Raw genomic sequence first — 26,322 nt, 5'->3', positions numbered from 1 at the left:
AGCCACTCCGCCGCCGGCCGCCCCGGCCCCGCGCGCGCCTTCCGGCACCTTCGCGGCGGTGACGCCGCCCGCGGCTTCGGGCGCGCGTACGTCCTCCGGCACCTTCGCGGCGGTGACGCCGCCCGCCGCATCGGGGGCGCGTCCGCCCTCGGGGGCCTTCGGCGCGGTGCCGCCTCCGGCCGCCGCGCCCGCGGATGATCCGGAGTCCGAGGCCCGCCGCGCCGAGCGCCAGGCCCGGCTCGCGCGCCACCCGTACATGGCGCGCAGCCACAAGCTCACGGAGCTCATCGCCCGGGGCAAGGCGGCCACCGCGCGCGGAGACTTTGAGCGGGCCTACCAGGACTTCAACCACGTGCTGGGCCTGGACCCGAAGAACCGCGAGGTCTCCCAACTGCTGGTGGAGGCGCGCCGCAAGCACGACCTGCACCGCGCTCAGGCGGAGGTGGAGCGCGGCCAGCAACTGGAGATGCGCGGCGACTTCGCCGGTGCCCAGGCGGCCTACAAGCTGGCCGTGTCGCTCAACGCGGACAACCCGGAGGCGGCCTACCAGGCGGCGCGCGTGGGGCGGGAGCTGACGCAGGACCCGCAGGAGGTGCTGAAGCTCGCGCAGCGCGCGGTGGAGCTGAAGCCGGGGCGCGCGGACTACCAGCTGCTGCTGGCGCAGCTGCTCCTGGTGGCGGGGCAGAAGAAGCAGGCCAAGCTGCACTTCGAGGACGTCGTGCGCCTGGATCCGGACAACGCCGACGCTCGCGCCGCCCTCAAGAAGCTGCGCTGGACGTTCACGTGATGAGGTGCAGGCGTCCCCATGGCTGCTGAGCCCGAACCGCTGATTGGCATCGACCTGGGGACGACGAACAGCCTCGTCGCCACTGTGCAGGACGGTCAGCCCATCATCATCAAGAACCGCACCGGCCAGCCCCTCACCCCGTCCGTGGTGGCGGTGTCGAAGAACGGCAAGCGGCTGGTGGGCGGCATCGCCAAGCGGCAGGCCATCACCAACCCGCAGGAGACGGTGTCCGCGGCGAAGCGCCTCATCGGCCGCAAGTTCTCCTCGCACCCGGTGCAGGACGCGATGCGCGCGCTCACGTACCAGGTGGTATGCGGCCAGCACGACGACGTGCGCATCCGGCTGGCGGGCCGCGACCTCGCCGTGCCGGAGGTCAGCGCCATGATTCTCGCGGAGCTGAAGGCGGACGCGGAGGCGCACTTCGGCCGGCCCGTCACCCAGGCCGTCATCACCGTGCCGGCCTACTTCAACGACGGCCAGCGCCAGGCCACCAAGGACGCGGGCCGCATCGCGGGGCTGGAGGTGCTGCGCATCATCAACGAGCCCACCGCGGCGGCGCTGGCCTACGGCTTCGGGCGCACGGTGAACGGGAAGATCGCCGTGCTGGACCTGGGCGGCGGCACCTTCGACGTGTCGGTGCTGGAGATCAACAACGGCATCTTCGACGTGGTGGCCACCGGCGGTGACACCTTCCTCGGCGGCGAGGACTGGGACCACCGCATCATCGAGTGGATGGTGTTCAGCTTCGCCAAGGAGCACGGCATCGACCTGCGCAAGGACCGCATGGCGCTGCAGCGGCTGAAGGACGCCGCGGAGAAGGCGAAGGTGGAGCTGTCGTCGGTGAAGGAGACGCAGCTGCACCTGCCCTTCATCTGCACGCCGCCGGGCGGAGGCGCCGCGCTGCACCTGCAGTCCACGCTCACCCGCGAGAAGCTGGAGGACCTCACCGCGGACCTGGGCGAGCGCCTGGTGGGCATCACGTCCGAAGTGCTGGGCGAGGCGAAGGTGCGCCCCTCGGAGCTCAAGGAGGTCATCCTCGTGGGGGGCATGTCGCGCATGCCCCGCATCATCGAACAGGTGCGCCAGTACTTCCGCCGCGAGCCCTGCAAGGGCGTGCACGCCGAGGAGGTCGTCGCCCTGGGCGCCGCCATCCAGGCGCACGCCCTGGTGGGGCAGGAGAGCGAGCTGCTCCTGCTGGACGTCACGCCGCAGAGCATGGGCGTGGCCATCGCGGGCGGCTACGTGCGCCGGCTGATTCCGCGCAACACCACCGTGCCCACGTCCGCCACGGAGGTGTTCGCCACCTCCAAGGACTTCCAGCGCACGGTGAAGATCATGGTGCTCCAGGGCGAGCACGAGCTGGCCCACCACAACGAGCTGCTGGGCGAGTTCCTCCTCACCGGCCTGCGCGAGGCGCCGCGCGGGCAGGTGGAGATTGAGGTGACGTTCGACATCAACGCGGAGGGCATCGTGTCGGTGTCCGCGCGAGACCGCGACACGGGCCTGCGCCAGTCCATCACCGTCACCGCCTCCAGCGGCCTCACCGAGGACGAGCTGCGCCGCATCATGGAGGAGCAGCGCGACTGGCTGGTGGCGGCGCGCAACACGGAGGAACTGAAGTCCAAGCGCGTGGAGCTGGACACCCTGGCCCGGGACCTGGTGGACGCGCTCTCCCGCGTGCGGCTGATGCCCGGGGCCGGAGGCCTGTCGCCGGACGTCGTCGCCCGCGCGGAGGCCGCCCTGGACCATGCGCGCCAGGCGCGCGGCACGGAGGACGTGGGCGCGCTCACGCGGGCCTGCGAGGCCCTGGCCCAGAGCCTGCCTCTGTTGCGCTCGGCCGGCTCGCGCGGAACGCCGGGGAGGTAGCCCATGAACGCGCTCCGGGCCAAGGCGCTGGTCGAAGCCGGGTTGCTGTTGCGACTGAGTGGCGACATGGCCGGCGCGGAGAAGCTGTTCGCGAGGGCCCTGGAGCTGGACCCCGCCAACGCGCGCGCGCGCCGGCTGCTGGGGCGGGACGGCTCACCGGAGCAGGGGAGCGCCGGAGGGGATACCGGGTGGAACCTGGCGAGCCCCGACCAGGAGGTGGACTGGGGCGCCTGGACCGGTCCCTCCAAGCCGGGCCCCGTGGAGGCCCCCTTGCGCGAGTCCGTGAGCCTGCCCGAAGGGACGGGGATGCGCGGCGACGCGTTGGATCTCATCGCGGAGGCGCACCGCACGCAGGAGTTCGGGCTGCCGGACACCTTCACCCCGGCGGGCGGGCTGCCGGAGGGCTCGGAGGTGGAGAGCCTGCTGCGGGGAGCGGAGGACCTGCTGGCGCTGGATGACCACTCCGGCGCGGTGGAGCTCTTGCGCCGGGCGCAGTCGCTGGCGCCGGAGAACCCGCGCGTGGAGGCGCTGAGGGACCGCAGCGAGCGCATCCTGGTGTCCATGCTGGAGGCCCGGCTGGGGGACCTGAACCGCATGCCGCGCGTGCGGCTTCAGCCGGACGACATCATCTGGCTCAACCTGGACCACCGCGCGGGCTTCGTGCTGGCGCAGATTGACGGCGCGGTGAGCTTCGACGACCTCTTCGCGCTGTCGGGCATGTCGCGCCTGGACACCGCGCGCATCCTCGCGCAGCTGCTCGACGAGGGCATCATCGCCCCCGGCGAGTAGGCCGCGCCGCCGCTGGCGTCACGCGGGGCGGATGACGGCCGTCCAGACGCCGCGCACCACGGGCTCGCCCTTCGCGTTGCGCGTCTCCGTGGTGACGACGAGGAAGTCCATCCCGGCCTTGCGGTACAGCTCGGTAATCTGGCCCGTGGTGGTGAGCACGTCCCCGGGGCGCATCACGCCCAGGAACTCCAGCTCCTGCTCCCCGTGCACCAGCCGCACGCGGTCCACGCCCAGCTCCGGGTCCGCGATGGCGGCGCTGAAGGGGCGGATGGCGAACACCACCGCGAAGCTGGGAAAGGCGATGACGTCGCCGTAGGGCCCGGCCTGCGCCGCCTCCTGCGAGTAGAGCAGGGGGCTCACGTGCGCCGGGGGCTCGCCGAAGGTGCCCGCGGAGGGCACGGAGCCGCCGAGGATGAGGGAGAACTCGCGCAGCTTCTCCCGGCCGATTTCGTAGGTGAAGGGGCCGTAGGCACGGCCGACGAACTTGGGGTCCAGGGCCATGGCTATCCGAGCGAGGTTTCGACGACGGCGCCCCGGAGGACGGGCTCGCCGCGCTGGTTGGTGGCGGAGACTTCCGTCGTCAGCCGGCCGTCCGCGACGGCGGTGACGCGGCCCTGGAAGGTGACGGTGTCCTCGGGGAGCACCGGCCGGGAGAAGCGCACCCTCACGCGGCGCACCCGGCCCGGGTCGCCCACGAAGACGGCCACGGCCTCCACGGCCCAGCCCAGCGTGCAGAGCCCCTGGAGGATGACGCCGTTGAAGCCGGCCTGCCTTCCCACCTCCGGGTCGATGTGGATGGGGTTGTAGTCCCCGGAAGCGCCCGCGTAATACACCGGCCGCAGCCGGTCGCATTGGCGGACGTGGGTGAAGGTGTCTCCCACCTGGAACGTGCGTGCCATGAGGCGCGCGAGCCTACCGCATCCTTCCGCCCGCGGACGTCCGCCGGAAATGAAGAAGGGGCGGCCCCCACTCAGGTGAGGACCGCCCCCGTCACTTCAGGGCTTCAGGATGAAGCGCCGGCTTACGCCTTGCGACGGCGCGCGAGCGCCATCGCCGCGAACAGCGCCATCAGCGGCGCCATGCCGCCAGCGGAGCCGCCCGTGGAGGAGCAGCCGCCGCCGTCGTCGGACTTCGGCACGGAGACCTTCTGCTCGGCGGTGCTGGTGGCACCGGCCGCGTCCTTCACCGTCACGGTGAAGGTGTAGTTCTCCAGCGTCTTCTTCGCCGGCGGGGTGAAGCTGGCCTCGGCGGAGTTGGCGCCGGTCAGCGTCACGGACGGGCCACCCGTCTGCGTCCAGGTGTAGGTCAGCGCCTCGTTGTCCGGATCCGTGGAACCGGAGGCGTCCATCTTCACCAGCTCGCCGCCGCGCACACCCGAGATGACCCGGGTCTTGGCGACCGGCGCCTGGTTCACCTGCTTCACGTTCACCGTGTAGACGAACGGGCCGGAGGCGGCGCCGTCGGAGTCCGTCACGGTCAGGCTGAAGGCCACGGCCGTGTTGGCCTGGACCTGCGGCGCCGTGAACTTCAGCACGGCGGAGGAGCCGCCCGTGGCCTGCACGGAGGGACCACCGACCTGGGTCCAGGCGTAGGTGAGCACGTCACCGTCCGGATCCGTGATGCCGGAAGCGTCCAGCTCCACGTTGCTGCCCTCGTCCGCGTCCATGGCGGCCGGAGCCTGGCCCACCGGGTGGCGGTTGGCCTTGCGGACCGTGACGTTGACCAGGTCCGACGTGGACACGCCGGCCGAAGTCACCGTGAGCTTGAAGCTGAGCTCGGTGGGGGCGCTGACGTCCGGCGCCGTGAAGCTCGCCGTCGCCGTGTCCGCACCCGTCAGCGTCACCGTGGTGCCGGAGGTCTGCTCCCAGAGGAAGGTGACCGCCGTGCCGTCCGCATCCGAGCCGGAGCCGGCCAGCGTCACCGTGGAGCGGGCATCCGCCTCGATGTCCGCGCCGGCGTTGGCCACCGGAGCGCGGTCCACGTTCTTCACCGTCACGGCGACGGCCTTGGTGGCCTTCGCGCCGCTGCCGTCCGTCACGGTGACCGTGAAGGTCAGCTGCGAGTCCGCCGTCACTTCCGGAGCCGTGAACGTGGCCTTCGCCTTGGTGGCGTTGGCCAGCGTGGCCTTGGGCGTGCCGCCCGTCTGGGCCCAGGCGTACGTCAGGACGCCCTGGTCGACCGTATCCGCATCCGTGGACGCGGACGCGTCCAGGGTCACGTTGGTGTCACCCTCGTTCACCGAGGCCGGCGCGGAAGCCGCGGCGACCGGGGGCTGGTTCACGTTGTTGATCTGGATGTCCACCGTCTTCGGGGCGCTGGCCTTGCCAGTCGCGTCGGTGACGACGAGCTGGAAGGTGATGACGTCGTTGTAGTCCACGTCCGCCACGAAGCTCGGCGTCGCGGTGTCCGCGCCGGTCAGCGTGACCGGCGTGGCGCCGCCGACCTGCGTCCAGTTGTAGGTGAGCGTGTCGCCCACGGCGGCATCCGGGTCGATGCTGCCCGTGCCGTTCAGGCGGATGGTGGTGCGGTTGAGGACGCCGTTGACGAGCGTGCCCTCCGCGACCGCCCCCGTGCCCACGCGCGACGGACCCGCGTTGGCCACCGGCGGCACGTTGCACGTGCCGGTGGAGGCCGGCTGATCCGGCTGGCTCGCGAACACCGCCGTGGCGCCCTCGAACTTCACGTCATCCAGGTCCAGGCCGTACCCGCCCACGCCCGCGTCGCCGCCAATGCGGAAGCGGAAGCGGACGTTCTTCAGGCCCAGGCTGGGGAAGAAGTCACCGAAGTTGATGCTCGCGCTCTTGAAGGCCGGGAAGCCCGTGCTCACCTGCGCCATCGCGGCGCGGTCCTCGAGGGGATTGCCACCCCCCGCGGCGATGTAGTCCACGTAGCCCGGATCCGCGTCCACCACCGGGTACAGATCCCAGGGGTCGATCCAGTCGATGCCGTCGACCGTGAACTCGAGCACCGCGCCGTCGTAGGAGGCGTTGGAGTCGAACTCGAAGGAGTGGCGGTACTTGTAGCTCAGGACGAAGTCAGCCGCGTCGTCCACCGACAGCCAGGGGCTGGTGATGGTGGTCTCCGCGATGGTCCCCGGGTCCTTGCCGTTCACGAAGTGGTTCGCCGGCGTGCCGGACAGCGTGAAGTCACCGGAGGCCGACAGGTTCCGCGACACCGTCCAGCCGGCGAGCCCGGACTCGAAGGTCTCCGTGTTGCTGGTGGCCGACACGTCGTCGTAGTTGACGCGCGGATCGAACGTCACGGTCTTCGACGCCGCCGGGATCTCGTTGGAGTCGAAGGTGACCTTCAGGCCGGCGCGCGCGGGCGAGCCGGACACCGCGGTGACGTTGACGGGCACGGTGACCGTGGCCTCCGCGCCGCGCGACAGGGCGGGGACGTTGACCGTGGTGCCGTTGGGGAACTCCAGCGTGGCCGTGGTGCTGGTCGTGCTGACGGTGCCCGAGAAGGCGCTCAGCCCGTTGCCGCCCACGTTGCGCACGGTGATCTTCAGCTCACCCTGCTCGCCGACGTCGAGGATGCCGTCCTGATCGCAGCCGCCCGCGTTGTCGGTCAGCGCGATGCGGGTGACCTCCAGGTTGCCGCCAGAGGCGAAGCTCTCCACCACGCCGATGTGGTCGAACGCATCGCGGTCCGGCGACTTGGCGCCGAAGCCCAGGCCGCGCTTGGCGAAGGCGTTGACGAAGCGGGAGTAGTCCGCCGGGTCGCTCGCCAGGGCGACGGCCAGCACCGCGTCACGCGCTTCCGTGAAGGTCGGCGCGTTCGGCGTCGCCTTGTAGGCGGCGATGAGGTACCGCTTCATGCGGTCCTGCGCCTCCGGGAACGGGTACGCGTTCAGCAGGCTCGCGTAGCACTCCCACAGCGTCGTGGCCCACACCTCACCGCTGTTGTGGACCTCGGCGTTGTTGGCGGTGCTCCCCGCGGACAGCTCGCCGGGCAGGGTGGTGAAGTTGGCGATGTGCTTGAACGTGTAGGCGTTCTTGCTCATGTCCGTCGAGTAGGGCAGGCGACGGATGCCGTAGTAGTAGCCCTGGTTCTTGCCGCCGCTGGTGACGTAGCCCGCGGTGCTGTAGACGCCCTGCCAGTTGCTGTTGCCCGCCCTGGCCTGGTCCTCCGCGCGCACCTGCATCAGCATCGCGTGGAAGTCGCCCCAGCCTTCGCCCATCGAGCGGCCCTGGTTGTTGCTCAGGCCCGCGGCGTTACCGATGAGGCGGTTGCTGATGTAGTGACCCCACTCGTGCGCGATGATGCCGTTGTCGAGCGTGCCGTCGCGGTCCTGGTTCGGCTCGCGCAGGAACTTCACGGTCAGCGTCTCGGTGGCGAGCGCCGCCCTCCAGGCAGCGCCCGCGGCCTTGGTGATCATCAGCGCCGGGGTCGTGACCGCGGCGTTCGTGCCACCCATGGGGATGGGGCTGCCGTCCGTGCTGTTCACGATGACCGTGGCGATCGCGCCCGCCTTCTGGGCGTTGTTCGCCTTGACGTTGAAGTCGCACGCGCCGCGGTCGATGAGGGCGATCTTCCCGGTGAAGTAGCCCGCGTCGAACGCGACGCAGCCATTCAGGTTGGCGGCCGGGGCGTTCTTGATGTCGCCCGTCGTGTCATAGGCCTGCTTGCCGAAGCTCGCGGAGGTGGCCTCGTAGACACCGGCCAGGGACGCGGGCGCCGTGAGGGACAGCACGGGCGTGCCGTTGAACACGTACATCTGCATGCGCGGCGACGCACCGTCGGCCGGCGTGCTCATGTTCGCGTTGTCGCGGCCGCCGTAGTCCTGCGCCTGGGCCTGGATGGGGTCACCGTCCAAGCCGCCACGGCCGAAGTTGAACGCCTGGGCGTTGCCCGCGGCCTCGTCGAAGCCGGAGTCGTAGTACCAGTCGTGCAGGAAGTTGTTCACGAAGAACAGGTTCACCACCGAGGCCTTGATCTGCTCGGGGCTGGTGCCCGGGGCCTTGGTCGTGTCGTAGACGTACGAGAACGTGTTGTCGCTCGTCGTCTCCGCGCGGAGGTCGGCGCTGCCGGGCGTGAAGCCGTCCGGCGCGACCAGGTCCGCGTACGCGTCCACGTTGTTACCCGTGGTCTGCGTGGCGTTGGCCGGCAGCCAGGGGTCGTCCTTGCTGAAGGGGCTGTTGGACAGGGAGACGGCCTGCTGCGGGCGGTCCAGAGGCGCCTGGTAGCCGTCGCGCGTGCCCGTGGGGTGCGGGGTCGCGTCGGTGCCCTGGGGACCGTCGTCCGGGAGGAACGGGGCCGTCGTTTCCGCCCAGACCTTGTACGTGAACGCGGTGCCCGCGTCCGCCGACAGGTCGTTGCGGAAGAGGACCGCGCCGGTGGCCGCCGACACCACGTAGCCGTAGTACTGGCTGGAGCGCGCGGCCTTCGGGCCGGCGTTCACTTCCACGTACCAGGCCGGCTCCAGCTTGCCGGCCAGCATGAAGTACACCTGCCGGGCGCGGGCCGGGACGGCCAGGTCCTGCGGCAGCGCGGACTTCGCGGACGGGGCCAGTTCGAAGAAGGTGTAGTCACCCTTCGTGCCCGCGTTGACGAACGAGGTGGCCTGCGTGCCGGAGCCCGTCAGGTCCTTGAACGCGCCGGACACCGCGTCCGCGGCGCCCAGGTTGAAGGCGCCACGCGCCTTGGCGCGCGCGGCGAGCCCCAGCTCGGACGGAGCCAGGTAGCCGCTCACGGCCACCAGGCGCAGGTCCTGGCCCATGACGACCTTGATCTCGTTGCGGAAGACCGGGATGCCGCCCACCGACTGGTTGAAGGTCGCGATGATGGCGCCCTTGCCGGTGTTGTGCAGCGAGCGCAGGCTCGCGCCCGAGACGTCTTCACGCGTGAGGCGGTAGCTGTCCGCCACGTTCTGCAGGTGCGCGCGCGCCGCGCTCTCCGCCGTCATGCCGGAGCGGATGACGGACTTGGACTGCGCACCGTCCTGAGTGGCCCACGCGAACGTGGGCACGCCGAGCCGCTGCTCGCTCTGCTCGATGCGAAGCCCGCGGGACACCGCCGTGTTGGAGTCAACGGCGAGCGAGCGGGACTCCCGCTGCTCCAGGAACGCGTCGTAGTTCGACCGCTCCTTGGCCCACGCGCTGGTACCCGCGATGGGCACCAGCAGCAGGCTGGTCAACAGCTTTTCCCTGAGACGCATGCGCCTTCCTTCTTGGGGGTGATGAACTGCCGGACGAGGGGACTGCGAGTGACGGAACTTCAAGAGACGACGACTGCATGAGGAGAGGACCGCCGGGGGCGGCGGGCCATCCCCTTACGGATGGCGGGCCGTGGGTGGACAACAGCCCGATAGGGAACGCTTCCCAACGCCAGAGGTCGCATGGACGGCGCGAAGGCGCAGGCCCGCGTGGAAAGACAGGACCTGAAACACGAACGGGGCGGGTGCGGAGCGCTTCGACAGGCCGGACAGCCGGGGCGCGACACCCGAACCCGGGGCGGCCCACTCGAATCGACTGTCAACGGTCACCGGCAAGCGCTGCTCTCCAACCCACTCTTCTGGCGGCGGTTGTGTTCACCGCGCCAGGTTCAGTGGGAGCGCATGCTAACCAGGACACTGTTTCGTTGAAAAGAGGGGGGGCCCCTCAACCTTGCGTTAGCAACCCAGTAACAATTGTCAGTCTGGAATAAGCCGTAGCAGCCAGGCGGACGCGAGCGCGTGACGGGCGCCGCGCCGCACCTTGCGCCCGGGTTCAAACCCTGCTCAGCGGCGCGTGCGGGGCGCCGATACCTCGTCAGGTGAAGGCAGCGGTCCGTGGTCGAGCGGATCCTCCACCTCCGCGCCTTCCTTGCGCTGCTTGTACTGCTCACGCACGTAGGCGACGAGCTGATCCAGATACGACGACAGCGGCGGGCAGCGCACGCCGGTGCCGTCCAGCAGCTCCAGCGTGTTGTGACAGTTGTAGATGGCCAGGTGGTTCACGTAGCTGATGGCGGCGCGCTGGGGCCGCGCCAGCTTCTCCAGCACGGGCAGCCGCAGCATCACGTCCGCGGCGCGCGCGGACAGGTTGAAGCGCGGCAGCCGCTTGTGGGCCTTCTCCGCGATGAGCTCATACACGCGCCGCGCGCTCATGGGGTTGGGGTCCACCAGGTGGAAGGTGCGCCCCTGGGCCCGCGCGTCACGCGACAGCCGCCACACGGCCTCCACCACGAAGTCCACCGGCACGACGTTGAGCGGCGCGACGCCGTTGCCCGGCAGGGGCAGCGGCACCACCAGCGGGGACGTGACGAGCAGGATGCCCAGGTAGTACGGGCCCTCGAAGCGATCGATTTCGCCCGTGCGCGAGTCGCCCACCACGCTGGACGGCCGGAAGATGGTGACGGGGAGGGTGGCCGCCGCGCGCTGCACCAGCCGCTCCGCCTGGAACTTCGTCTCCTCGTAGGCGTTGCGGAAGGACTGGCCCCGGTCCAGCTCGTCCTCGGCGATGACGCCCACGCGGTCGCCGGACACGTAGCAGGTGGAGAAGTAGTTGAAGCGGGAGAGGTGCTCGCAGTCGCGCGCCAGCTCCAGCAGGTTGCGCGTGCCGTCCACGTTCACCCGCCACGCGGTCTCCTTGGGCACGCCCAGCTGCGAGACGGCGGCCAGGTGGAAGATGTCCGTCACCTGTTCGCACAGGCGCTGGTACTCCTCGCCGGACAGGCCCAGGTGCATGTCCACCGCGTCACCGGTGAGCAGCTCCACGCGCGCGCCCGTCACCTTCGCCGCGAGCGCCTGCGCCTCCTTGAAGGCCTTGGGCTGCACGAGCGCGTAGATGAGCCCTTGCGGGTCCTCCCGCGCGATGTGCTCCACCAGCCGCTTGCCGATGAACCCCGGGTAGCCGGTGATGAAGTAGGTGCCGGGCCTGTCGTGCCGCGTCTTCGACGTCTCGCTCATGCGCGGCGCAGCATAACCGCCCGTCAGCCGCGCGCGAGCATCGCCCGCCACACTGCTTCCACCTGCGGGCGGGTGGCCTCCGGAGTCCCGCTGTTGTCGATGACCCACGTCGCGTGCGCGCGCTTGTCGTCCAGCGCCATCTGCGCCTGGAGGCGGGCCTCCGCCTGGGCCGCGTCCAGCCCGTCGCGCGCCATCAGCCGCGCCTTCTGCGCCTCGCGCGGCACCCACACCACGGCCACGCCCTCCATGGCCTGGTGCAGCCCCGTCTCGATGAGCAGCGGCACGTCGTAGACGACGTGGGTGACGCCTTCGGCCTCCAGCGCCTGGAGCTTCTGGAGGAAGAGGGCGCGCACCTCCGGGTGCACGATGGCGTTGAGGGCGGCCCTTTCAGCGGGGTCCGCGAAGATGTGCGCGCCCAGCTTCACCCGGTCCAGGCGGCCGTCGGGGCCCACCACGCCGGGGAAGCGCTCCTGGATGCCCTTCAAGCCGGGCGTGCCGGGCTCCACCGCCTCCCGGGCGAGCACGTCCGCGTCCAGCACGTGCGCGCCCAGCTCCCGCAGCATCCGGCTCACCGTGCTCTTGCCGGAGGCGATGCCGCCCGTCAGGCCGAAGACGTGCACGGGCTACTTCGCGGCCTTGGGCGTGGTGAAGACGAAGGACTGCACCGTCTTGCCGTCCTCGTTGAAGAAGATGGCCACGCCCAGCTTCACGTAGAGGAAGTAGGTGCGGAAGTCGTCCGTGAGCTTGCGCAGGTAGCAGGGCGTGGCGGGCATGGCGCCGGCCGGGCACGCGGGGCCGTAGCTGTTCTCGATGGTGTCCTTCTCGATGACGGGCGCGGGGAACACGTCGATGCGCTCCACCAGCTGGGTGGCCGGGTCCACCTTGAACTGGGCCTGGGTGGTGCCCTTGATGGCCTCCTTGGCGAAGTAGGCCAGGATTTCCTTCCCGTCCTGGCTCATGGTCCGGGACGGCTCCCCGAACTTCTTCACCACGTCCTCCTTCTTGGAGGACCCGGGTTCAATGCCCTGCCACGGCTTGGCGGAAGCAGGCAGGGAGACGGCGGCGACGGCGACGGCGAACAGGACGGCAATCACGGGGGTCCGCATCTGGACTCCTCCCTAGCGGATCAGGCAGGCGCGCCTCAAGGTCCGTTACCTCAAGCCACGCGCCTGTCCACCCGGTATTCAATCACGAACGAGACGCCTTGCCCCCTCCAGGGGCCTCTGCTACGTGCTCAAGGCATGTCTTCTCGTGCCTTCCGGGTCTTTTCCGCCCTCCTGCTCGCCGTGTGTGGTGGCCTCGCTGGCGCCGCGGACTTCACGGGTCCCGACAGCTGCAAGGGCTGCCACCCGGAGGCGTACGACGCGTGGATGAAGTCCAAGCACGCCCGTGCGACGGAGACGCTGGCGGAAGGGCAGAAGAAGGACGCGCGCTGCCTGTCCTGCCACGCGCCGGACCAGGCGGAGCAGCAGCTGTCGGCCGTCACCTGCGAGACGTGCCACGGTGGCGGGCAGTACTACTCTCCGTCCTACGTGATGAAGGACCCGGAGCTGGCGCGGCTGGTGGGGCTGGTGGACCCCTCCGAGAAGCAGTGCCGCACCTGCCATGACGCCTCGTCGCCGTCCCTGCGTCCGTTCGACTTCAAGGAAGCGCTGAAGGCCATCGACCACTGGTCCGCCGAGCGCGCCCGCAAGCAGACCCGCGCGGACGCGACCCCTGCCCCCACGACGCCGGCTCCCGCCACGGCGAAGAAGTAAGTGACCCCCGCTTGATCAAGATCCTCGACTCCCGCTTCGTCACCACCGCCGTGGAGCTCAAGGGGCTGCCCACGGACCATGCCGCGGAGGTGGCCTTCGTCGGCCGCTCCAACGTCGGCAAGTCGTCCATGATCAACGCCCTGACGAACCGGCGGAAGCTGGTGCGCGTGTCCAACACGCCGGGGCGCACCCGCACGCTCAACTTCTTCGACGTGGACCTGGACCGCGACGGCGTGCGCCACACGGTGCGCCTGGCGGACCTGCCCGGCTACGGCTTCGCCAAGGCGAGCAAGACGGACAAGGCCCAGTGGCAGGCGATGATCACCAGCTACCTCAAGAACCGGCACCGGTTGGAGGTGGTGGTGAGCATCATCGACGCGGAGGTGGGCCCCACGCCGGAGGACATGCAGACGCTGGACTACCTCCAGGAGCACAACCGCCGCATCCTCGTCGTGGCCACCAAGGTGGACCGGCTGACGAAGGCGCAGCGCAAGCCCCGGCTGCACAAGCTGGCCGAGCAGCTGGAGCTGCCCCGCGAGGCGGTCATCCCGTTCTCCTCCACGGAGAAGCTGGGCGTGGAGGAGGTCTGGGGCACGCTGCTGGACACCTTCGGCAAGGCCACCCGCGTCTGAGGCTGCCGGGGCCGCGCTCGCTGTGGTAGCACCCCCGGCGTGTCCCAGAACGGCAAGACGAATGGTGGTGGTTCGCCCCTCGCGCCCCGCGAGGAGCGTCAGCGGTTGATGCGCCTGTCCCCGCGCCAGCGGGTGGCGGCGCTCTTCGACGCGGAGAATACGGCGGCGCTGGTGCGCTCGCTGCCGGCGGAGGACCTCTACGTCACCATCCAGGAGGTGGGGCTGGCGGACACGACGGAGCTCGTGCAGCTGGCGTCACCCGCGCAGTTCCGCACCTTCGTGGACCTGGGCGGCTGGGCGAAGGACAAGCTGGATCCGCACGCGGTGCTCACGTGGCTGCGCGCCGCGCGCGGGGACGAGCTGGAGGACTTCCTGCGCAAGGTGCACGCGGTGGACCTGGAGGTGGTGGAGACGCTCCTCAAGGAGTTCACCGCCGTCCACGACCTGGAGGAGAACCCGGACGTCAACCCGCAGGGCATGACGCTGGAGACCCCGGAAGGGCGCTACCTGGTGGAGCTGAAGGTGGAGGGCGTGGAGATGTCCGCCATGCGCGCGCTCGTCAATGACCTCATCGCGGAGAACCCCTTCGAAGCGGTGCGCCTCTTCGAGGCCGTGCGCTGGGAGATTCCCTCCGAGCTGGAGGAGACCGCGTTCCAGTTCCGCCGCGCGCGCCTCGCCGACCTGGGCTTCCCCTCGCTGGAGGACGCCCTGGCCCTCTTCAGCCGCGTGGACGTGCCGCCGCGCCCCACGGGGGGCGGGACGCCCGCGCTCACCGCCTCGGGCGGCCACGTGGACTACCTGGAGGCGGCCTTCCGGGACCTGTCCGACGTGGAGCGGATGAACGCGGAGGACGAGCTGCGGGAGGTGGCCAACGCGGTGCTCGTCGCGGAGCTGGGCGACCCGGGCGACCTGGACGCCGTGCGCCGCGTGGGGGAGTGGGTGCGCGACTACCTGTCGCTGGGCCTGGAGCACCTGACGGGCGGCGACCCCGCGAAGGCGCCGGAGGTGCTGCGCGACACGCCCCTGCGCCGCGTCTTCCAGGTGGGCTTCACGCTGACGCTCCAGCTCAAGTACCGCGCGGACCGCCTCTTCAAGGCGCCCTTCGTGAAGCTGGACGACGTGCCGCTGGTGCTCCCGGAGGAGGCCGCCGCGCTGGAGGCCCTCCGCCGCAAGCGCCCGCGCAGGGCCCTGCGCGTCCCCGGCGCGGAGGCCGTGCCGTTCCGCTCGCTCCGGGAGGTGGCCGGTTCGGAGGTGCTGCTCGCGCGCGCGGAGGGCCAGGTGGCGGCGCTGGGCGCGCTGCTGGGCGGCAACGAGGACGCGGCGCGCACCGTGCTGGCGCGCTTCGGCGTGTCGCTGGACGTGCTGGGCGTGGAGCGGCTGTGGGCGGCGGGCGTGTCCATGGCCGTGCTGGAGGAGCGCGTGGACGTGCGGCCCGTGCCGCTGGGGCGCACGGCGGAGCTGGGGCAGCGCCTCTTCGAGGGCACCCCGGAGTCCCCGCGCCTGCGCGCGAGCGCGGCGGAGCGCGCGGTGGCGGCGCTGTCCCCCGCGGTGCCGGAGGCGGCGCGCGAGGAGCTGCGTCGGGTGGTGAACGTCACGCTGGCGCGGCTTCTGTCGGAGCTGGGCCCGGCGTGGCTGCGCGAGGGGCGCCTGGACGTGATCGCCTCCGCGGTCCTACCGATGGAGAGCGCGCCGGTCCCGTAGCTTTTTCAGCCTTGCCCGGCCCGGCGGTCGGGGGCGATCCCGCAACCGCCCGAAGATACAGGCCTCCCACGCTGCCATCCCCTGGCACGCGCGCTGCTTTGCCCCTTGCCCGCTAGCTGTCGGCTCTTGCCACCTGGCAAGACGCAGACGGCCAGGAATCCACGAGGGCCAGGGGCACGCGTGTGACGGGACGAGCGACCGACAGCGAAGGGGTGGGGTACATGGGACCGGGCGCGGAGGGGCAGCGTCGCGACGTACTGGCGTTCTACATGCTCGCGGGGTTCGCGGCGGTGATGTACGCGGTGCCGGGTGAGTGGATCCCCGCGCTGGAGCCGCTGCGGCTCGCGCTGCTGACGTCAGGGCTGGGCGCGGGCCTGATGGTGATGCGGCGGATTGGCAAGGCGGAGCCCATCTTCTTCGACGGCGCGCGGGGCATCGCGCTGCTGGCGTTCTCGTCGCTGGCGTTCTGCTCGGTGGCGTGGAGCGTGAACCCGGAGGTGACGCGCTTCCAGGGCGTGGAGCTGCTGAAGCTCACGGCCATCTACCTGACGCTCGTCAACGTCATCACCAGCGGCAAGCGGCTGGCGGTGGTGTGCGGCGCGATGGTGCTGGGCGCCATCGTGACGTCCATTGGCGTCATCAACTGGTACATCGTCGGCGAGAACATGGTGGAGGGCTTCCGCTCGCGCTGGGTCGGCGTGTACGCGGACCCCAACCACATGGCCATGAACATGGTGGTGGTGGTGCCGCTCGCGGTGGCGTTCCTCGCGCGCAAGAGCACCCCGTGGGTGTTCCGCCTGCTGTGCGCGGTGTCCGCGGTGCTGGCGGTGGTGGCCATCGTGCTGTCGCACTCGCGCGGCGGCTTCATCGGCCTGTCGGTGGCGATGGCCATGTGGGCCATCCGTGAGAAGCGCCGCATGCAGGCCATCGTGCTGGGCAGCGTGTTCGTGCTGGGCCTGATGGTGTTCGCGCCCAAGAGCTTCTGGGAGCGCAACGAGACGGTGGCGACGTTCCACGAGGACGCGTCCGCCATGGGCCGCGTGTACGCGTGGCAGGTGGCCAGCCGCATGAGCCTGGACAAGCCGCTGTTGGGCGTGGGCGCGGGCGGCTTCCGCTACGCCTGGTTCCAGTACGCGCCGCCGGAAGCGCACCGCGCCTACGTGGCGCACAACATCTTCCTCGACGTCATCGGGGAGCTCGGGTGGATTGGCCTCCTGTGCTTCCTGGTGTTCTCGGGCGGGGCCGTGGGCGGGGCGGTGGCCGCGTCGGCGGACTCGGAAATGGGGTGGCTGGCCCGGGCGCTGTCCGCGTCGGTGGCGGGCTATCTCATCTGTGACTTGTTCTCGGGCTACATCCTGTCCGCGCACTGCTACGTGCTCTTCGGCCTGGCCGCGAGCGCGCACCGCATCGCGCAGGCACGGGAGCGCGCCCTGGCGGTGGGGAGGCAGCCGGCGCTGAACCAGGCACCGGTGGCCACGTGGGAGGGGTCTGGGCATGCGGCGTGAGGATGCGCGGATGGGGCAGGAGCCCCTCCGTCTGGTGCAGTTCACCCGGTCGTTTCACATTGGCGGCACCGAGGTCCAGGTGCTGGAGCTGCTGCGAGGCCTGCCCTCCAGCTACCGGTTGCAGGTGTCGGTGCTGGAGGAGGAAGGGCCGCTGATGGGCTCGGTCTGGAAGCTGGGCCACGCGCCGGAGGTGTTCTCCCTCGAAGGGTCGCTGCTCAAGCCCAACACGCTGTTCCAGATCCACCGGATGTCCCGCTGGCTCAAGGCCAACCGCGTGCAGCTGGTGCACGTGCACGACTTCTACTCCAGCATCGTCGCGGTGCCGGCCGCGAAGCTCGCGGGCGCGAAGGTCATCGTCGGCCGCCTGGACCTGTCCCACTGGCAGGGCAAGGCCCGCCGCCTGCTGCACGCGCGGATGACGCGCATGGCGGACCATGTCGTCGCCAACGCGGAGGCCATCCGCCAGCTGCTCATCCACGAGGAGGGGCTGCCCGCCTCGCGCATCTCCGTCATCCACAATGGCCTGGACCTCCAGCGCTTCGACGCGCGCGCGGCCGAAGGGCTCAAGGCCGCCATCCCGGACACCGGCGGCGCGCCCACCGTGATCCACGTCGCCAACATGAACCACCCCGTGAAGCGGCAGGAGGACCTGCTCCTCGCGCTTGCCATGCTGCGTCATGAGGGGACGAAGCTGAACGCGTGGCTGGTGGGAGACGGGCCGCGCCGGCCGGCGCTGGAGAAGATGGCGCAGGAGCTGGGAGTGGCGGACGGGGTGCACTTCCTCGGGCACCGGAGCGACGTCCCGGCCCTCTACGGACAGGCCACCTTCGGCGTCCTGTGCTCCACCGCGGAGGGCATGTCCAACGCGGTGATGGAGGGCATGGCGGCCGGGCTGCCCATGGTGGTGACGCGGGTGGGCGGCAATCCGGACCTCATCACGGACGGCGAGCGCGGCCTGGTGGTGGAGCCGGAGCGGCCCGCCCAGCTGGCCCAGGCCTTCCGGCGGCTGCTGGCCAACCCCCAGGAGGCCCGGAAGATGGGCAAGGCCGCTCGGGGCTTCGTCGCCCGGGAGCTGTCCCTGGAGAAGATGGTGCGCCGGCATGACGCCCTTTACCGCCAGGTGGCAGGGCTGCCCCCAGGCTGAAACCCGCCCTCCAGGGCCGGGAAATGTCAGACCGATCCGGATAATCCACGCCCGTCCTCAAGCAATTGGGGGCGGGCGCGTTCGTAGGAAGGGGGAGGTGCTTCCCTCCGTGGGATCCGCGTGTGCGCGGATTATAGATGGGAATAGCGCGATTTTCGTGGAGATTGGTAGGCAGGGTGTGGTAATGGCGCCTCGGGCGTTGCCGGTGCAGCGGCGAGTGCCCACCCTGGCGGTGGCGGATCAGGCGGGTGCAGGAATCGCCGCGGATGCGCAGGGGTTTTGAGGGAAGCGGACGCCGAGCGCGGGGCCCGAGACACGGGACGCGGGGCGGACGGCAGGAAACATGAAGGTGGCGTGGGGCCAGGCTTTCGAGCCGCTTCACATCCGCCCGCGACTTTACGAGGCCCTGCCAGTCGGCACGCGGCCCGGGGCGCTCGCCGGTAAAACTCCAAGGTGCCGGCGAGCGCTCTCTTTTTTGCCTCACAGCGACCACTGCACACCCGGGCGTCCTGACGGGTCCTCCCCGCGTGGAGGACGCACCGGGTGGGAGACGGCCTGAGGGCCTAGGCGTCCTCGACCAGTTCGAACTTCTGGCCCACGCCCCTGGCGAGCGCGACGTCGTAGAGCGCGCGGGCCAGGGCCACGTCCTGCACGGCGAGGCCGGTGGAGTCGAAGACGGTGATCTCGGTGCCGGTGCGGCCCGGCTTGCGGCCGGCGACGACCTCACCCAGGGTGCCGGCGAGCTGTTCCGCCTGGAGGAGCCCGTCGTGCAGCGGCACGTTGACCTCGCCGGAGTGCAGCGCCTGCTCCGCGTCGTCGATGAAGACGCGCCCTTCGACGAGCAGGCGCGGATCCAGCTCCTGCTTGCCGGGGGCGTCCGCGCCCATGGCGTTGATGTGGGCGCCGGCCTGGACCCACTCGCGGCGGACCACCGGGGCGCGCGCGGGCGTGGCGGAGCAGACGATGTCCGCGCCGGAGGCCTCCTGGAGGCTCACCACGCGGCCGCCCTTCTCCTTCTGGAGCGCCTCCGCGGCCTGGGTGGACACGTCCGCCATGAGCAGCTCCAGGTCCCCGAAGAGGGCGCGGTGCGCGTCGATGAGGACTCGCGCCTGCACGCCGCAGCCCACGAGGCCCAGCGTGCGGGGCTTCTTCCGGGCCAGGTACTTGGACGCGATGCCGCCCGCGGCGCCGGTGCGCCACGCGGTCAGCAGCGTGCCGTCCAGGATGGCCAGCGGGGACGCGGTGTCCGGATCGCTGAGGACGTAGACGGCGCGCACCGTGGGCAGGCCGTGCTTGCGCGGGTTGTGGGGATGGGCGTTGACCCACTTCACGCCGGCCGCGCCGTCGAGGAACGCGGGCATGGCGCGGAAGTCGCCGTCGTACTTCGGCAGGGACAGGTACACCTTGGGGGGCATGAGCGCGTCGCCGCGGCCATGGGCCAGGAACGCACGCTCGACGGCTTCCAGACCGAGCTCGACGGTGTAGAGGCCGCGCAGGTCCTTCGCGCTGAGGAGGAGGGTGGGCATGGGCGCGCTATACCCAAGAACGCAACGCCCCCCAAGGACCGTCACTCCCCAACTGCCCGCCGGAGGCACTTCGCCCGACGGGCAGGCATGTCTGGGATTGGAGGTCGCTCAGCCGTACAACTCGCTCAGCGGTCCCGGCGCGATGCGCGTGCTGCCCTCCTGCCCGAAGGTGTTGAAGTCCGCGTCTCCGAACGCGTGGCCGAGCGTGTTGAAGAGGTTGGAGACCTGCCGGTTCCGGGCCGCGTCGAACTTCGGGTAGACGACCGTGCGGCCGTCCGTCTTCAGGCCCAGCGCGTTGCCGCCCACCACGAGCTTCGGCCACTCACGCGAGGTGGAGTGGTGCTGTTCGCCGTTGTCGGACATGAAGACGATCGCGGTGTGATCCAGCATGGAGCCGCTCGCGCCGACCTCGGGCGTGGCGGCCAGCGTCCTCGCCAGTTTCGCCACCAGCTGCACGTGGCGGCGGGTGACCTCCGCGACGCGATCCCAGTTCTGCCCCGCATCCAGGCCGTGCTGCAGGCTGTGTCGCGGGACGTCGCTCACGTCCGGGCTGTAGGACACGTCGAAGCCCGAGGTGCCCGTCGCCAGCACGACCGTGTTCGTCAGCCCGCCCAGGAGGGCCGCCGTGGCGATCTGGAACTGCGCCTCGAACCACTTCAGCGAGTCGGGCGGTGAGCCTGCTCCGGTGAGGAGCGGGTTGTCCTTGGGCGCCAGCGGCAGGTAGGGCCGCACGCGGTCCGCCATGCCCGCGAGCTGGTCCTCCCGCGTGCGCAGCGACTCGAGCGAGGAGACGTAGCGCTCCAGCTTCAGCCGCTCGTTGGAGTTGCCGCTGAACTCCGCCAGCGCCTTGCGCGAGTCGGCCAGCGCGAAGTCGAAGAGCATCTTGCGATCGCGGCCATTCGTCGAGCCGCCGAGCAGCGAGCCGAAGGTGCTGTCGAACGCGAGCGACGGGTTGACGATGATTCCCGCGGGCTTGCGGGGCCCGAGCGCGCAGGTTTCGTACACGATGGACACGCGCGCGGAGCTGGTGCCCAGGCGCAGCACGTCGAACGGGGCACCCCGGCGCAGGCGGGGTGCGATCACCGCGTCGAAGGTCGCGCCCGCGCCGTTCACCGCGCAGCTCAGCGCACCCGTCCCGCTGGAGTGCCCGCCGCCCGCGATGAGGCTCGAGAGCCCCAGCAGCACGGCGGAGCGGTTCACCAGGTCGATGTTGCCGGAAGACGCCGCCAGCGGCCCGAGGCTGATCGCGCTGGCGAGATTGTCGCCCTCACGCACCAGCGGCGTGTCCTTGTACGCGTCCCAGAAGAGGCGTTCGGAGGCGTTGTTGGCGCTGCCACCCAGCGCCGCGCGGGTGCCCGTGCTCAGGAGCGCGCGGGGGTAGACGCCATTGCACTCGAGGACCAGCACCAGGCGCGCCGGCAACGCGGACGACTGGGCGTAGACGTCGTGGAAGTAGGGCGCGAAGAGGCCGGCGGCCATGCCCTTCAGGACGGTTCGTCGCGAGAACATGGCAGTCACTCTCCAGCCTGCGGCACACGCCGCGTCTTCCAGGTGTCGCTGGTCATCAGCGTGGTCAGCATCTTGGAGAACGAGCCGTTGTTCTGATCATAGGCCTGCTCCATCCGCGTCAGCGTGCAGGCGTCGCTCAGGTTCTCCGGGCGTCCCATGAAGTAGCGGAAGGCCTGTCGCACGAAGCAGCGTTTCACGTACGGCGAGGTCGCCAGTCGCTCGCTCAACTCCACCGCGTCGCGCACCGGGCCGTCCAGCGCGGAGTCCGGCATCGACGTGAGCGTCGAGCTTCCGTCCGGCGTGGTCCAGCCTCCGCTGGTCGAGTGATCCTGCGCGCGCAGGAAGCCCGCGTGGTTGTAGATCTCGAAGGGCAGGCCGAGCGGCTCCATCAGACGGTGACAGCCCTGACACTGCGCTCCGGCGGTCGCCTCCTGCAGGCGGCGGCGCGCGTTCTTGTCGGCGGCGTGAGGGCCGACCTTGGCCGCCACCTGCACGCTGCTGAGCGGCGGGACGAAGCCGCATAGGAGATTCTCGCGCACCCACTTGCCGCGGTGGACGATGGACGGATCGTCCTCGAAGTTGCCGCCGTGGGCGGCCAGCCACACCGGGTGGGTCAGCACGCCCGCGCGCTCCGTGGCGGGCAGCGTCTTCCAACGGCCCGCGACGGTCGCCGGGAGGATCTCGCTGACGTTGTAGGGAAACGAGAGGCCCTTATGCGAGTCGTACGCCGCGTTCTGCATGGAGGGCACGTAGAAGGTGCGCGTGGTGAGCAGGTTCGCCAGCACGTCCCGATCCTCGACGACCACCCGCGCGATCAGATCGTCGAACTGCTGGATGAAGGTCGGCTCCAGCGGATGGAAGTTGGTGAGCAGGTTGTCGTACGAGACCGAGCTGATGTAGCCGAGCCCCTCGAGTTCGAAGCGCGAGGTCGCCGCCGGGGACTCCTTGAACACCGCGGACACGTGCTCGTAGCCGAGCCACTCGCGGAAGAAGCCCGCGACGCCGTCACCCAGCCAGTACTGCCCGCGCTTGGAGCGCTGCTCCTCGTTGTAGTCCTGCACCAGATCGAAGCGCGGTGTCCCGTTCTCATTGGTGTCGACGCCGCCCAGGTACTTCTTGATCAGGGCGGTGGTCGTCGCGTCCTGCGTGAGCGAGCCGTCCTTCGCGGCAAGGGCCACGTCCGCCAGATGCCCTTCAAGGGGCGCGGAGTAGTACGGCCATACGAAGCTCGGCGTGGCCGAGGGCGCGCGCCCTGCCAGCGCGTAGGCCAGCTGCGAGCCCAGCTCCTGGCTGGTCAGCTCCACGCGACCGTCGGCCGGCTTGCCGCCCATCTCGCGGCGGAACATGGCGCCGGTCATCATCCACGCGGCGTTGGAGATCCGCGTGATGGAGTCCGCGCGGTTCTGCGGGGAGTAGCTCGGTTCCTGCGCGATGACCGCGGTCGCGAAGGCGGTGAGGCGGGTGAGCTCATCCTCGGTGGGCGGGCGGAAGAAGACGCCGAACTCGAGCATCTGGCCGAGGTGGAAGCGCTTGCAGGTGTCGCTCGGGTTCGCGTCGTTGAACATGCAGCTGAAGCGGTTGTCGGTGAAGACACGCTCCATCCGGTTGCCGTCCGGGTAGTTCATCGTCCACGGCGCGGCGGCCTCGCCGACCACCGGCAGGAAGAGCTCCACCGTGGCCTCGTCCAGCGTCTCGTCCGTGGCCCAGGAGCTGTACTGTTCGATGGCGCTGGGATCGAGCGGGTTGTCGTAGAAGCTGAACCCGGTCCAGCTGCGCTCGACAGAGCCACCGACGTTGCGGGTGAACTCGCGCCGGTTCACGCGGCGGATGCGCGTCGGCGCATCCGAGCGCGCGCCTTCGGTGCAGGTGAAGAGCGCGGACTGATTGAGCAGGTTGGGTTCGGGCACCACGGTCGCGGCTGGGCCGTCCGTGCCATTGCAGAGGGGCATCCCCTCCTTGATCCAGGTCTCGAGCGCGGTGCGCTCGGCCGTGCTCGCGCGCTCATGCGGGGCCGGCGGCATCGGAGACGCGTCGTCGCGCATGCGGATGAGCGCGCGCTGGGCGTTGCTGAGCTTCCCATCCATCGCCGAGCTCACCCGCATGTCGTGCAGGGTGCGCAGCGGCATCGTCGCCCCCTGCGTCGGCAGCGCGCCGTGACAGCTGGCGCAGCGGTTGGCGAGCACCGACTGCACCACGCACGCGGCGGCCAGGTTTCCCCCGGACCCACCGGGCTCCCCTGGGTTGTTGGGGTCTCCGTTGTTGGTGCTCGGCCCGATGTTGCCCTTGCACGCAACGAGGCTCAGCAGTCCGGCCAGCAAGAGGACGCGGTTCATCCGGCCAGTCTGGCACGGACGGCAGGTGGAAGAACAAGCAAGCTGCGCCAAACGGCTTCACGCAGGGCGGCTCCATGCCGCGTCGCGAGCTGGCGGCGGTGAAACAATGGCTTGCCAGTCGTCAATTGACAGTGTTTTTGAAATCGGCCGTTATTGACGGAAAAACATGGAAGGCGGGCTGTGGTCTGGGAAACCCAGATTGCCTAACATGCGGCCTTGTCGGAAGGCCGGGCGCCATTCCGGTGCCCCCTCGGACCAGGGAGTCATCCATGAAGGCTGGAGTCTCGTTGCTGCGTGCGGTGGCCGGAGTGTGCGTGGGTCTGGCATTGACGGCGTGCGGTGGGCCCATGACGCCCGAGGAGGCCGCGGCCGAGGAGGCGACGCTGGCGACCACGGAGGCCGCGCTGGGCTCCTGTGCGAACTGGTCCGAATGGACCAACACGGGCGCGACGTACTGTGATGCCAGGCCGGGGTGTGGTTACGAGTGGCGCTGCGAGCCGTGGCTGAAGGGAGGCGACGCCCAGTCCCTCATCCCGGTGTGCCCTGACGGCGAGACGCCCGTTCGTTACGACAAGCCGGGCACCTACATCGAGCAGTCCAGCTACCGCGTGTGCTTCGACGAGGCGGGCAACTACACGCACACGGAATATCAATACCAGTCGGTCGCCGGCGCCTGCGGCTGCTGATCAACTCCACCCCCAGGCCGCCGCGGCGGTGAGGCTTCCCGCCGAGGACAGGGCCACCCACTTGAGCCACGGGCCCGCGAGGACGGTGACGGCTCGGAAGGCCGGAACCGCTTCGCGGGCGGCGCGGGCTCCAGGGCAGGGTGGGCAGCACCTCCGGCGTCAGCCCTCCTGCGGCTCGACGCCACACGCAAGGACGGCAAGCTGGATGGAGAGATCCAGTGGTCACTCGCCTTCCACGAGATGTCGGAGTCCGCACCGCGCCTGGCCATGCAGGCGGCGCCTGGCTTGCCGAAGGGGCCGGCCAGGACAATGGTCGCGACGCTCGCGGACGGTGCGCTGGTCGAGGTGCGCTTCCGCTCCGCCTTCGGCCCCCGGACACGCTGCGGATCGGGCTGAATGATGGCGTGAACGACGGCGCCGTCGAGTGGGTCGTCGGGCCGGTCGACGGAGCACTGTTCGAGTACGCCGGCACCACGCGCCGTGCCGGGGTCGTCGCTCTGAGTCCCGCTGGAGGTCCTTGCCAGCTCGGTCGCGGAGGCAACGTGGCTGCTCCTGGAGTACGGGCGAACCGTCCTTGAGGGCATGTGGGTGCGCAATTCAAGACATTGATCGTCTGGGATTGCGCACCGTGCAACGGGTCCTGGCTCAGGGGCTCGTGGCCGGGACGGCCCACAGCGAGAAGCCGGGGGCGCCGGGGAAGGCGCGGAAGAAGACCTGTTCCCCCACGCGCGTAAAGGCAGCCGCCTCCGCTGGCGCCTTGTTCGCGGTCAGCGAGTCCACCGCGCGGGTGCCCTGGACCGTCCCGTCCGTGACCCAGACATTACCCTTCGCGGAGAACAGCAGGCCGCCGGAGTCCAGCGCGATGAGCGGCGAATGAAACACATCCGGCCGGGTGAGGCCTGAAGACAGCCGCCGCGTGCCGCCCGCCGTGCCATCCGTCACCCACAGCTCCACGTCCCGAGGCGTCTGGACCCGGGCGCCCAGCGTCTGGGCGAAGTAGATGCGGTTGCCCACCGTCACCGCGTTGCGCAGGCCCGGCACGGCCTTCGGGTCGTCCGTGTAGGGATTGGAGAGGACCGTGACGCCCTGCTTGGGGCCTCCGGCCAGCGGCAGCCGCCACAGCTTCAGGTAGCGCTCGTCATCGGTGAGCGTGAGCACCGTGGCATAGGAACCCACGACTCCCAGCAGCCGTCCGTCCCGGCCGAACGCGTCCAGCCGCACCGTGCCGGCCTCCGTGCCGTCCGTCTTCCAGACCTCCAGGCTCGGACCGGCGTCGGTGAACGTGAACACCACCGTGTCGTCCTCGACCTGGGGAATACCCATGCTCACGTCCGCGGACGCATCCAGCCGCTTCAACATCCGGGTCCCCGCGGCGGTACCGTCCGTCCGCCACAGGCGTGTGCCGTTCACCGCGTCCCGGAGGACGAACAGCATCGAGTCCCCGACCCGCTGGGTCCATACGACCGTGCCCGTGTACAGCCCCGGGATGCCGAAGTCCTTCAGCTGGAACGTCCCGGCCGCGGTGCCGTCCGTGCGCCACAGCCGCACCGTCTCCTCGAAGTCCTCGGTGAAGAACACGCGGAGGCCGGAGGAGGGGAGCACCTCACCGGAGGTACTGGTGAAGCGGCCAAAGTCCCGCAGGAGCACCGTGCCCGCCGTGGTGCCATCCGAGCGCCACAGCTGCGTGAAGCCCTGGCCGTAGGGCGCTTGCCGGAAGAAGGAGAGCGCGCCGTTGAGCTCCGTGAAGCCATACAGGTTCGAATCCGCGGGCCCGGCCGCGAGGTCCACGACGGGCCGGGTGCCCTCGGGCGTGCCATCGCTCACCCAGAGCTCCCAGCCCAGCTCCGGCGTGTACAAGTGGAAGAACAGCCGCGAGCCCAGCGGCGTCATGCCGGTGATCCGCAGGCCCCCGAGGAGCGCGTTCGTCGGCGGGAACGCCTTCACCACGACGGTGCCCCCAGGCGTCCCGTCGCTCTTCCACAGCGCGATGCGCTGATCTTCCTCCTGCACCACGAAGTAGAGCGTGCCCGCGACGTTCGTCAGGAGGTCGGGGCGGGGCTCCTTGTCCAGCTGCGTCCCCGGAGTCCGGCCGGGAGGGAGCACCTGCTTCACCTCCCGCGTGCCCCAGGCCGCCTCCATCCGCGCCTGGACCTCCGTGACCTCTGGCAGCGCCCCGGAGTCCCCTGCCTCCAGCCC

The 26,322-nt window shown here is 70.3% G+C and carries 19 protein-coding genes; 9 read left to right on the top strand and 10 right to left on the bottom strand.

The window, feature by feature from the left end:
• The 3 genes from D7W79_RS14330 to D7W79_RS14320 form a co-directional block, all read left to right on the top strand.
• The coding region (locus D7W79_RS14330) for a tetratricopeptide repeat protein (protein WP_147441924.1) at positions 1 to 787 on the top strand (787 nt) is incomplete at its 5' end.
• An 18-nt stretch (positions 788 to 805) separates the two neighbouring features.
• Positions 806 to 2,653 (top strand): molecular chaperone DnaK, encoded by a 1,848-nt coding sequence (gene dnaK / locus D7W79_RS14325; RefSeq protein ID WP_120525936.1) that lies wholly within the window; start codon positions 806 to 808, stop codon positions 2,651 to 2,653.
• Between the two features lie 3 nt (positions 2,654 to 2,656).
• The gene (locus tag D7W79_RS14320; protein WP_120525935.1) at positions 2,657 to 3,442 is read left to right on the top strand and encodes a tetratricopeptide repeat protein; all 786 of its coding nucleotides are present in this window, start codon (positions 2,657 to 2,659) and stop codon (positions 3,440 to 3,442) included.
• Positions 3,443 to 3,460: 18 nt separating this feature from the next.
• Here the strand turns inward: D7W79_RS14320 and D7W79_RS14315 are convergent, their stop codons facing one another.
• From D7W79_RS14315 to D7W79_RS14290, 6 genes are all read right to left on the bottom strand, one after another.
• Entirely contained in the window at positions 3,461 to 3,943 is a 483-nt protein-coding gene (locus D7W79_RS14315; protein WP_120525934.1) for an FAS1-like dehydratase domain-containing protein, read from the bottom strand.
• Between the two features lie 2 nt (positions 3,944 to 3,945).
• Positions 3,946 to 4,341, bottom strand: coding sequence for a MaoC family dehydratase (locus D7W79_RS14310; RefSeq protein ID WP_120525933.1), 396 nt, complete (start codon positions 4,339 to 4,341; stop codon positions 3,946 to 3,948).
• A gap of 122 nt (positions 4,342 to 4,463) precedes the next feature.
• The gene (locus tag D7W79_RS14305; protein WP_120525932.1) at positions 4,464 to 9,602 is read right to left on the bottom strand and encodes a myxosortase-dependent M36 family metallopeptidase; all 5,139 of its coding nucleotides are present in this window, start codon (positions 9,600 to 9,602) and stop codon (positions 4,464 to 4,466) included.
• Between the two features lie 561 nt (positions 9,603 to 10,163).
• Positions 10,164 to 11,333 (bottom strand): SDR family oxidoreductase, encoded by a 1,170-nt coding sequence (locus tag D7W79_RS14300; RefSeq protein WP_208729731.1) that lies wholly within the window; start codon positions 11,331 to 11,333, stop codon positions 10,164 to 10,166.
• Positions 11,334 to 11,356: 23 nt separating this feature from the next.
• Complete coding sequence (coaE, locus tag D7W79_RS14295) at positions 11,357 to 11,953, bottom strand: dephospho-CoA kinase (protein WP_120525930.1); 597 nt, start codon at positions 11,951 to 11,953, stop codon at positions 11,357 to 11,359.
• 3 nt (positions 11,954 to 11,956) lie between these two features.
• Positions 11,957 to 12,439 (bottom strand): hypothetical protein, encoded by a 483-nt coding sequence (locus D7W79_RS14290; RefSeq protein ID WP_120525929.1) that lies wholly within the window; start codon positions 12,437 to 12,439, stop codon positions 11,957 to 11,959.
• Positions 12,440 to 12,574: 135 nt separating this feature from the next.
• Here D7W79_RS14290 and D7W79_RS14285 point away from each other — a divergent pair, with 135 nt between their 5' ends.
• From D7W79_RS14285 to D7W79_RS14265, 5 genes are all read left to right on the top strand, one after another.
• Positions 12,575 to 13,090: a multiheme c-type cytochrome gene (locus D7W79_RS14285; RefSeq protein WP_120525928.1), complete on the top strand. Its 516-nt coding sequence runs from the start codon at positions 12,575 to 12,577 to the stop codon at positions 13,088 to 13,090.
• An 11-nt stretch (positions 13,091 to 13,101) separates the two neighbouring features.
• Positions 13,102 to 13,722, top strand: a complete 621-nt coding sequence (gene yihA, locus D7W79_RS14280; RefSeq protein ID WP_120525927.1) for a ribosome biogenesis GTP-binding protein YihA/YsxC — start codon at positions 13,102 to 13,104, stop codon at positions 13,720 to 13,722.
• A 39-nt stretch (positions 13,723 to 13,761) separates the two neighbouring features.
• Positions 13,762 to 15,423, top strand: coding sequence for a DUF6178 family protein (locus D7W79_RS14275; RefSeq protein WP_120525926.1), 1,662 nt, complete (start codon positions 13,762 to 13,764; stop codon positions 15,421 to 15,423).
• 221 nt (positions 15,424 to 15,644) lie between these two features.
• Positions 15,645 to 16,928 (top strand): O-antigen ligase family protein, encoded by a 1,284-nt coding sequence (locus tag D7W79_RS14270; RefSeq protein ID WP_120525925.1) that lies wholly within the window; start codon positions 15,645 to 15,647, stop codon positions 16,926 to 16,928.
• The gene (locus D7W79_RS14265; protein WP_120525924.1) at positions 16,918 to 18,072 is read left to right on the top strand and encodes a glycosyltransferase; all 1,155 of its coding nucleotides are present in this window, start codon (positions 16,918 to 16,920) and stop codon (positions 18,070 to 18,072) included. The genes D7W79_RS14270 and D7W79_RS14265 overlap by 11 nt, the downstream gene beginning before the upstream one ends.
• A gap of 563 nt (positions 18,073 to 18,635) precedes the next feature.
• Here D7W79_RS14265 and D7W79_RS14260 read toward each other — a convergent pair.
• The 3 genes from D7W79_RS14260 to D7W79_RS14250 form a co-directional block, all read right to left on the bottom strand.
• Positions 18,636 to 19,598, bottom strand: coding sequence for an ornithine cyclodeaminase family protein (locus D7W79_RS14260; protein WP_120525923.1), 963 nt, complete (start codon positions 19,596 to 19,598; stop codon positions 18,636 to 18,638).
• Between the two features lie 108 nt (positions 19,599 to 19,706).
• Positions 19,707 to 21,107 (bottom strand): DUF1552 domain-containing protein, encoded by a 1,401-nt coding sequence (locus tag D7W79_RS14255; RefSeq protein WP_120525922.1) that lies wholly within the window; start codon positions 21,105 to 21,107, stop codon positions 19,707 to 19,709.
• Positions 21,108 to 21,112: 5 nt separating this feature from the next.
• The gene (locus D7W79_RS14250; RefSeq protein WP_120525921.1) at positions 21,113 to 23,440 is read right to left on the bottom strand and encodes a DUF1588 domain-containing protein; all 2,328 of its coding nucleotides are present in this window, start codon (positions 23,438 to 23,440) and stop codon (positions 21,113 to 21,115) included.
• A gap of 269 nt (positions 23,441 to 23,709) precedes the next feature.
• On the opposite strand from D7W79_RS14250, the gene D7W79_RS14245 reads away from it, so the two are divergent.
• On the top strand, positions 23,710 to 24,126 hold the full coding sequence (locus tag D7W79_RS14245) for a hypothetical protein (RefSeq protein WP_120525920.1): 417 nt from the start codon (positions 23,710 to 23,712) through the stop codon (positions 24,124 to 24,126).
• A 645-nt stretch (positions 24,127 to 24,771) separates the two neighbouring features.
• Here D7W79_RS14245 and D7W79_RS14235 read toward each other — a convergent pair.
• Positions 24,772 to 26,322: hypothetical protein (locus D7W79_RS14235; RefSeq protein ID WP_120525919.1), on the bottom strand; the 1,551-nt coding region annotated here is incomplete at its 5' end.

Source organism: Corallococcus exercitus (assembly GCF_003611585.1).
GTDB classification, from domain to species: Bacteria; Myxococcota; Myxococcia; order Myxococcales; family Myxococcaceae; genus Corallococcus; species Corallococcus exercitus.
This window is presented reverse-complemented; position numbering and strand designations above follow the sequence as displayed.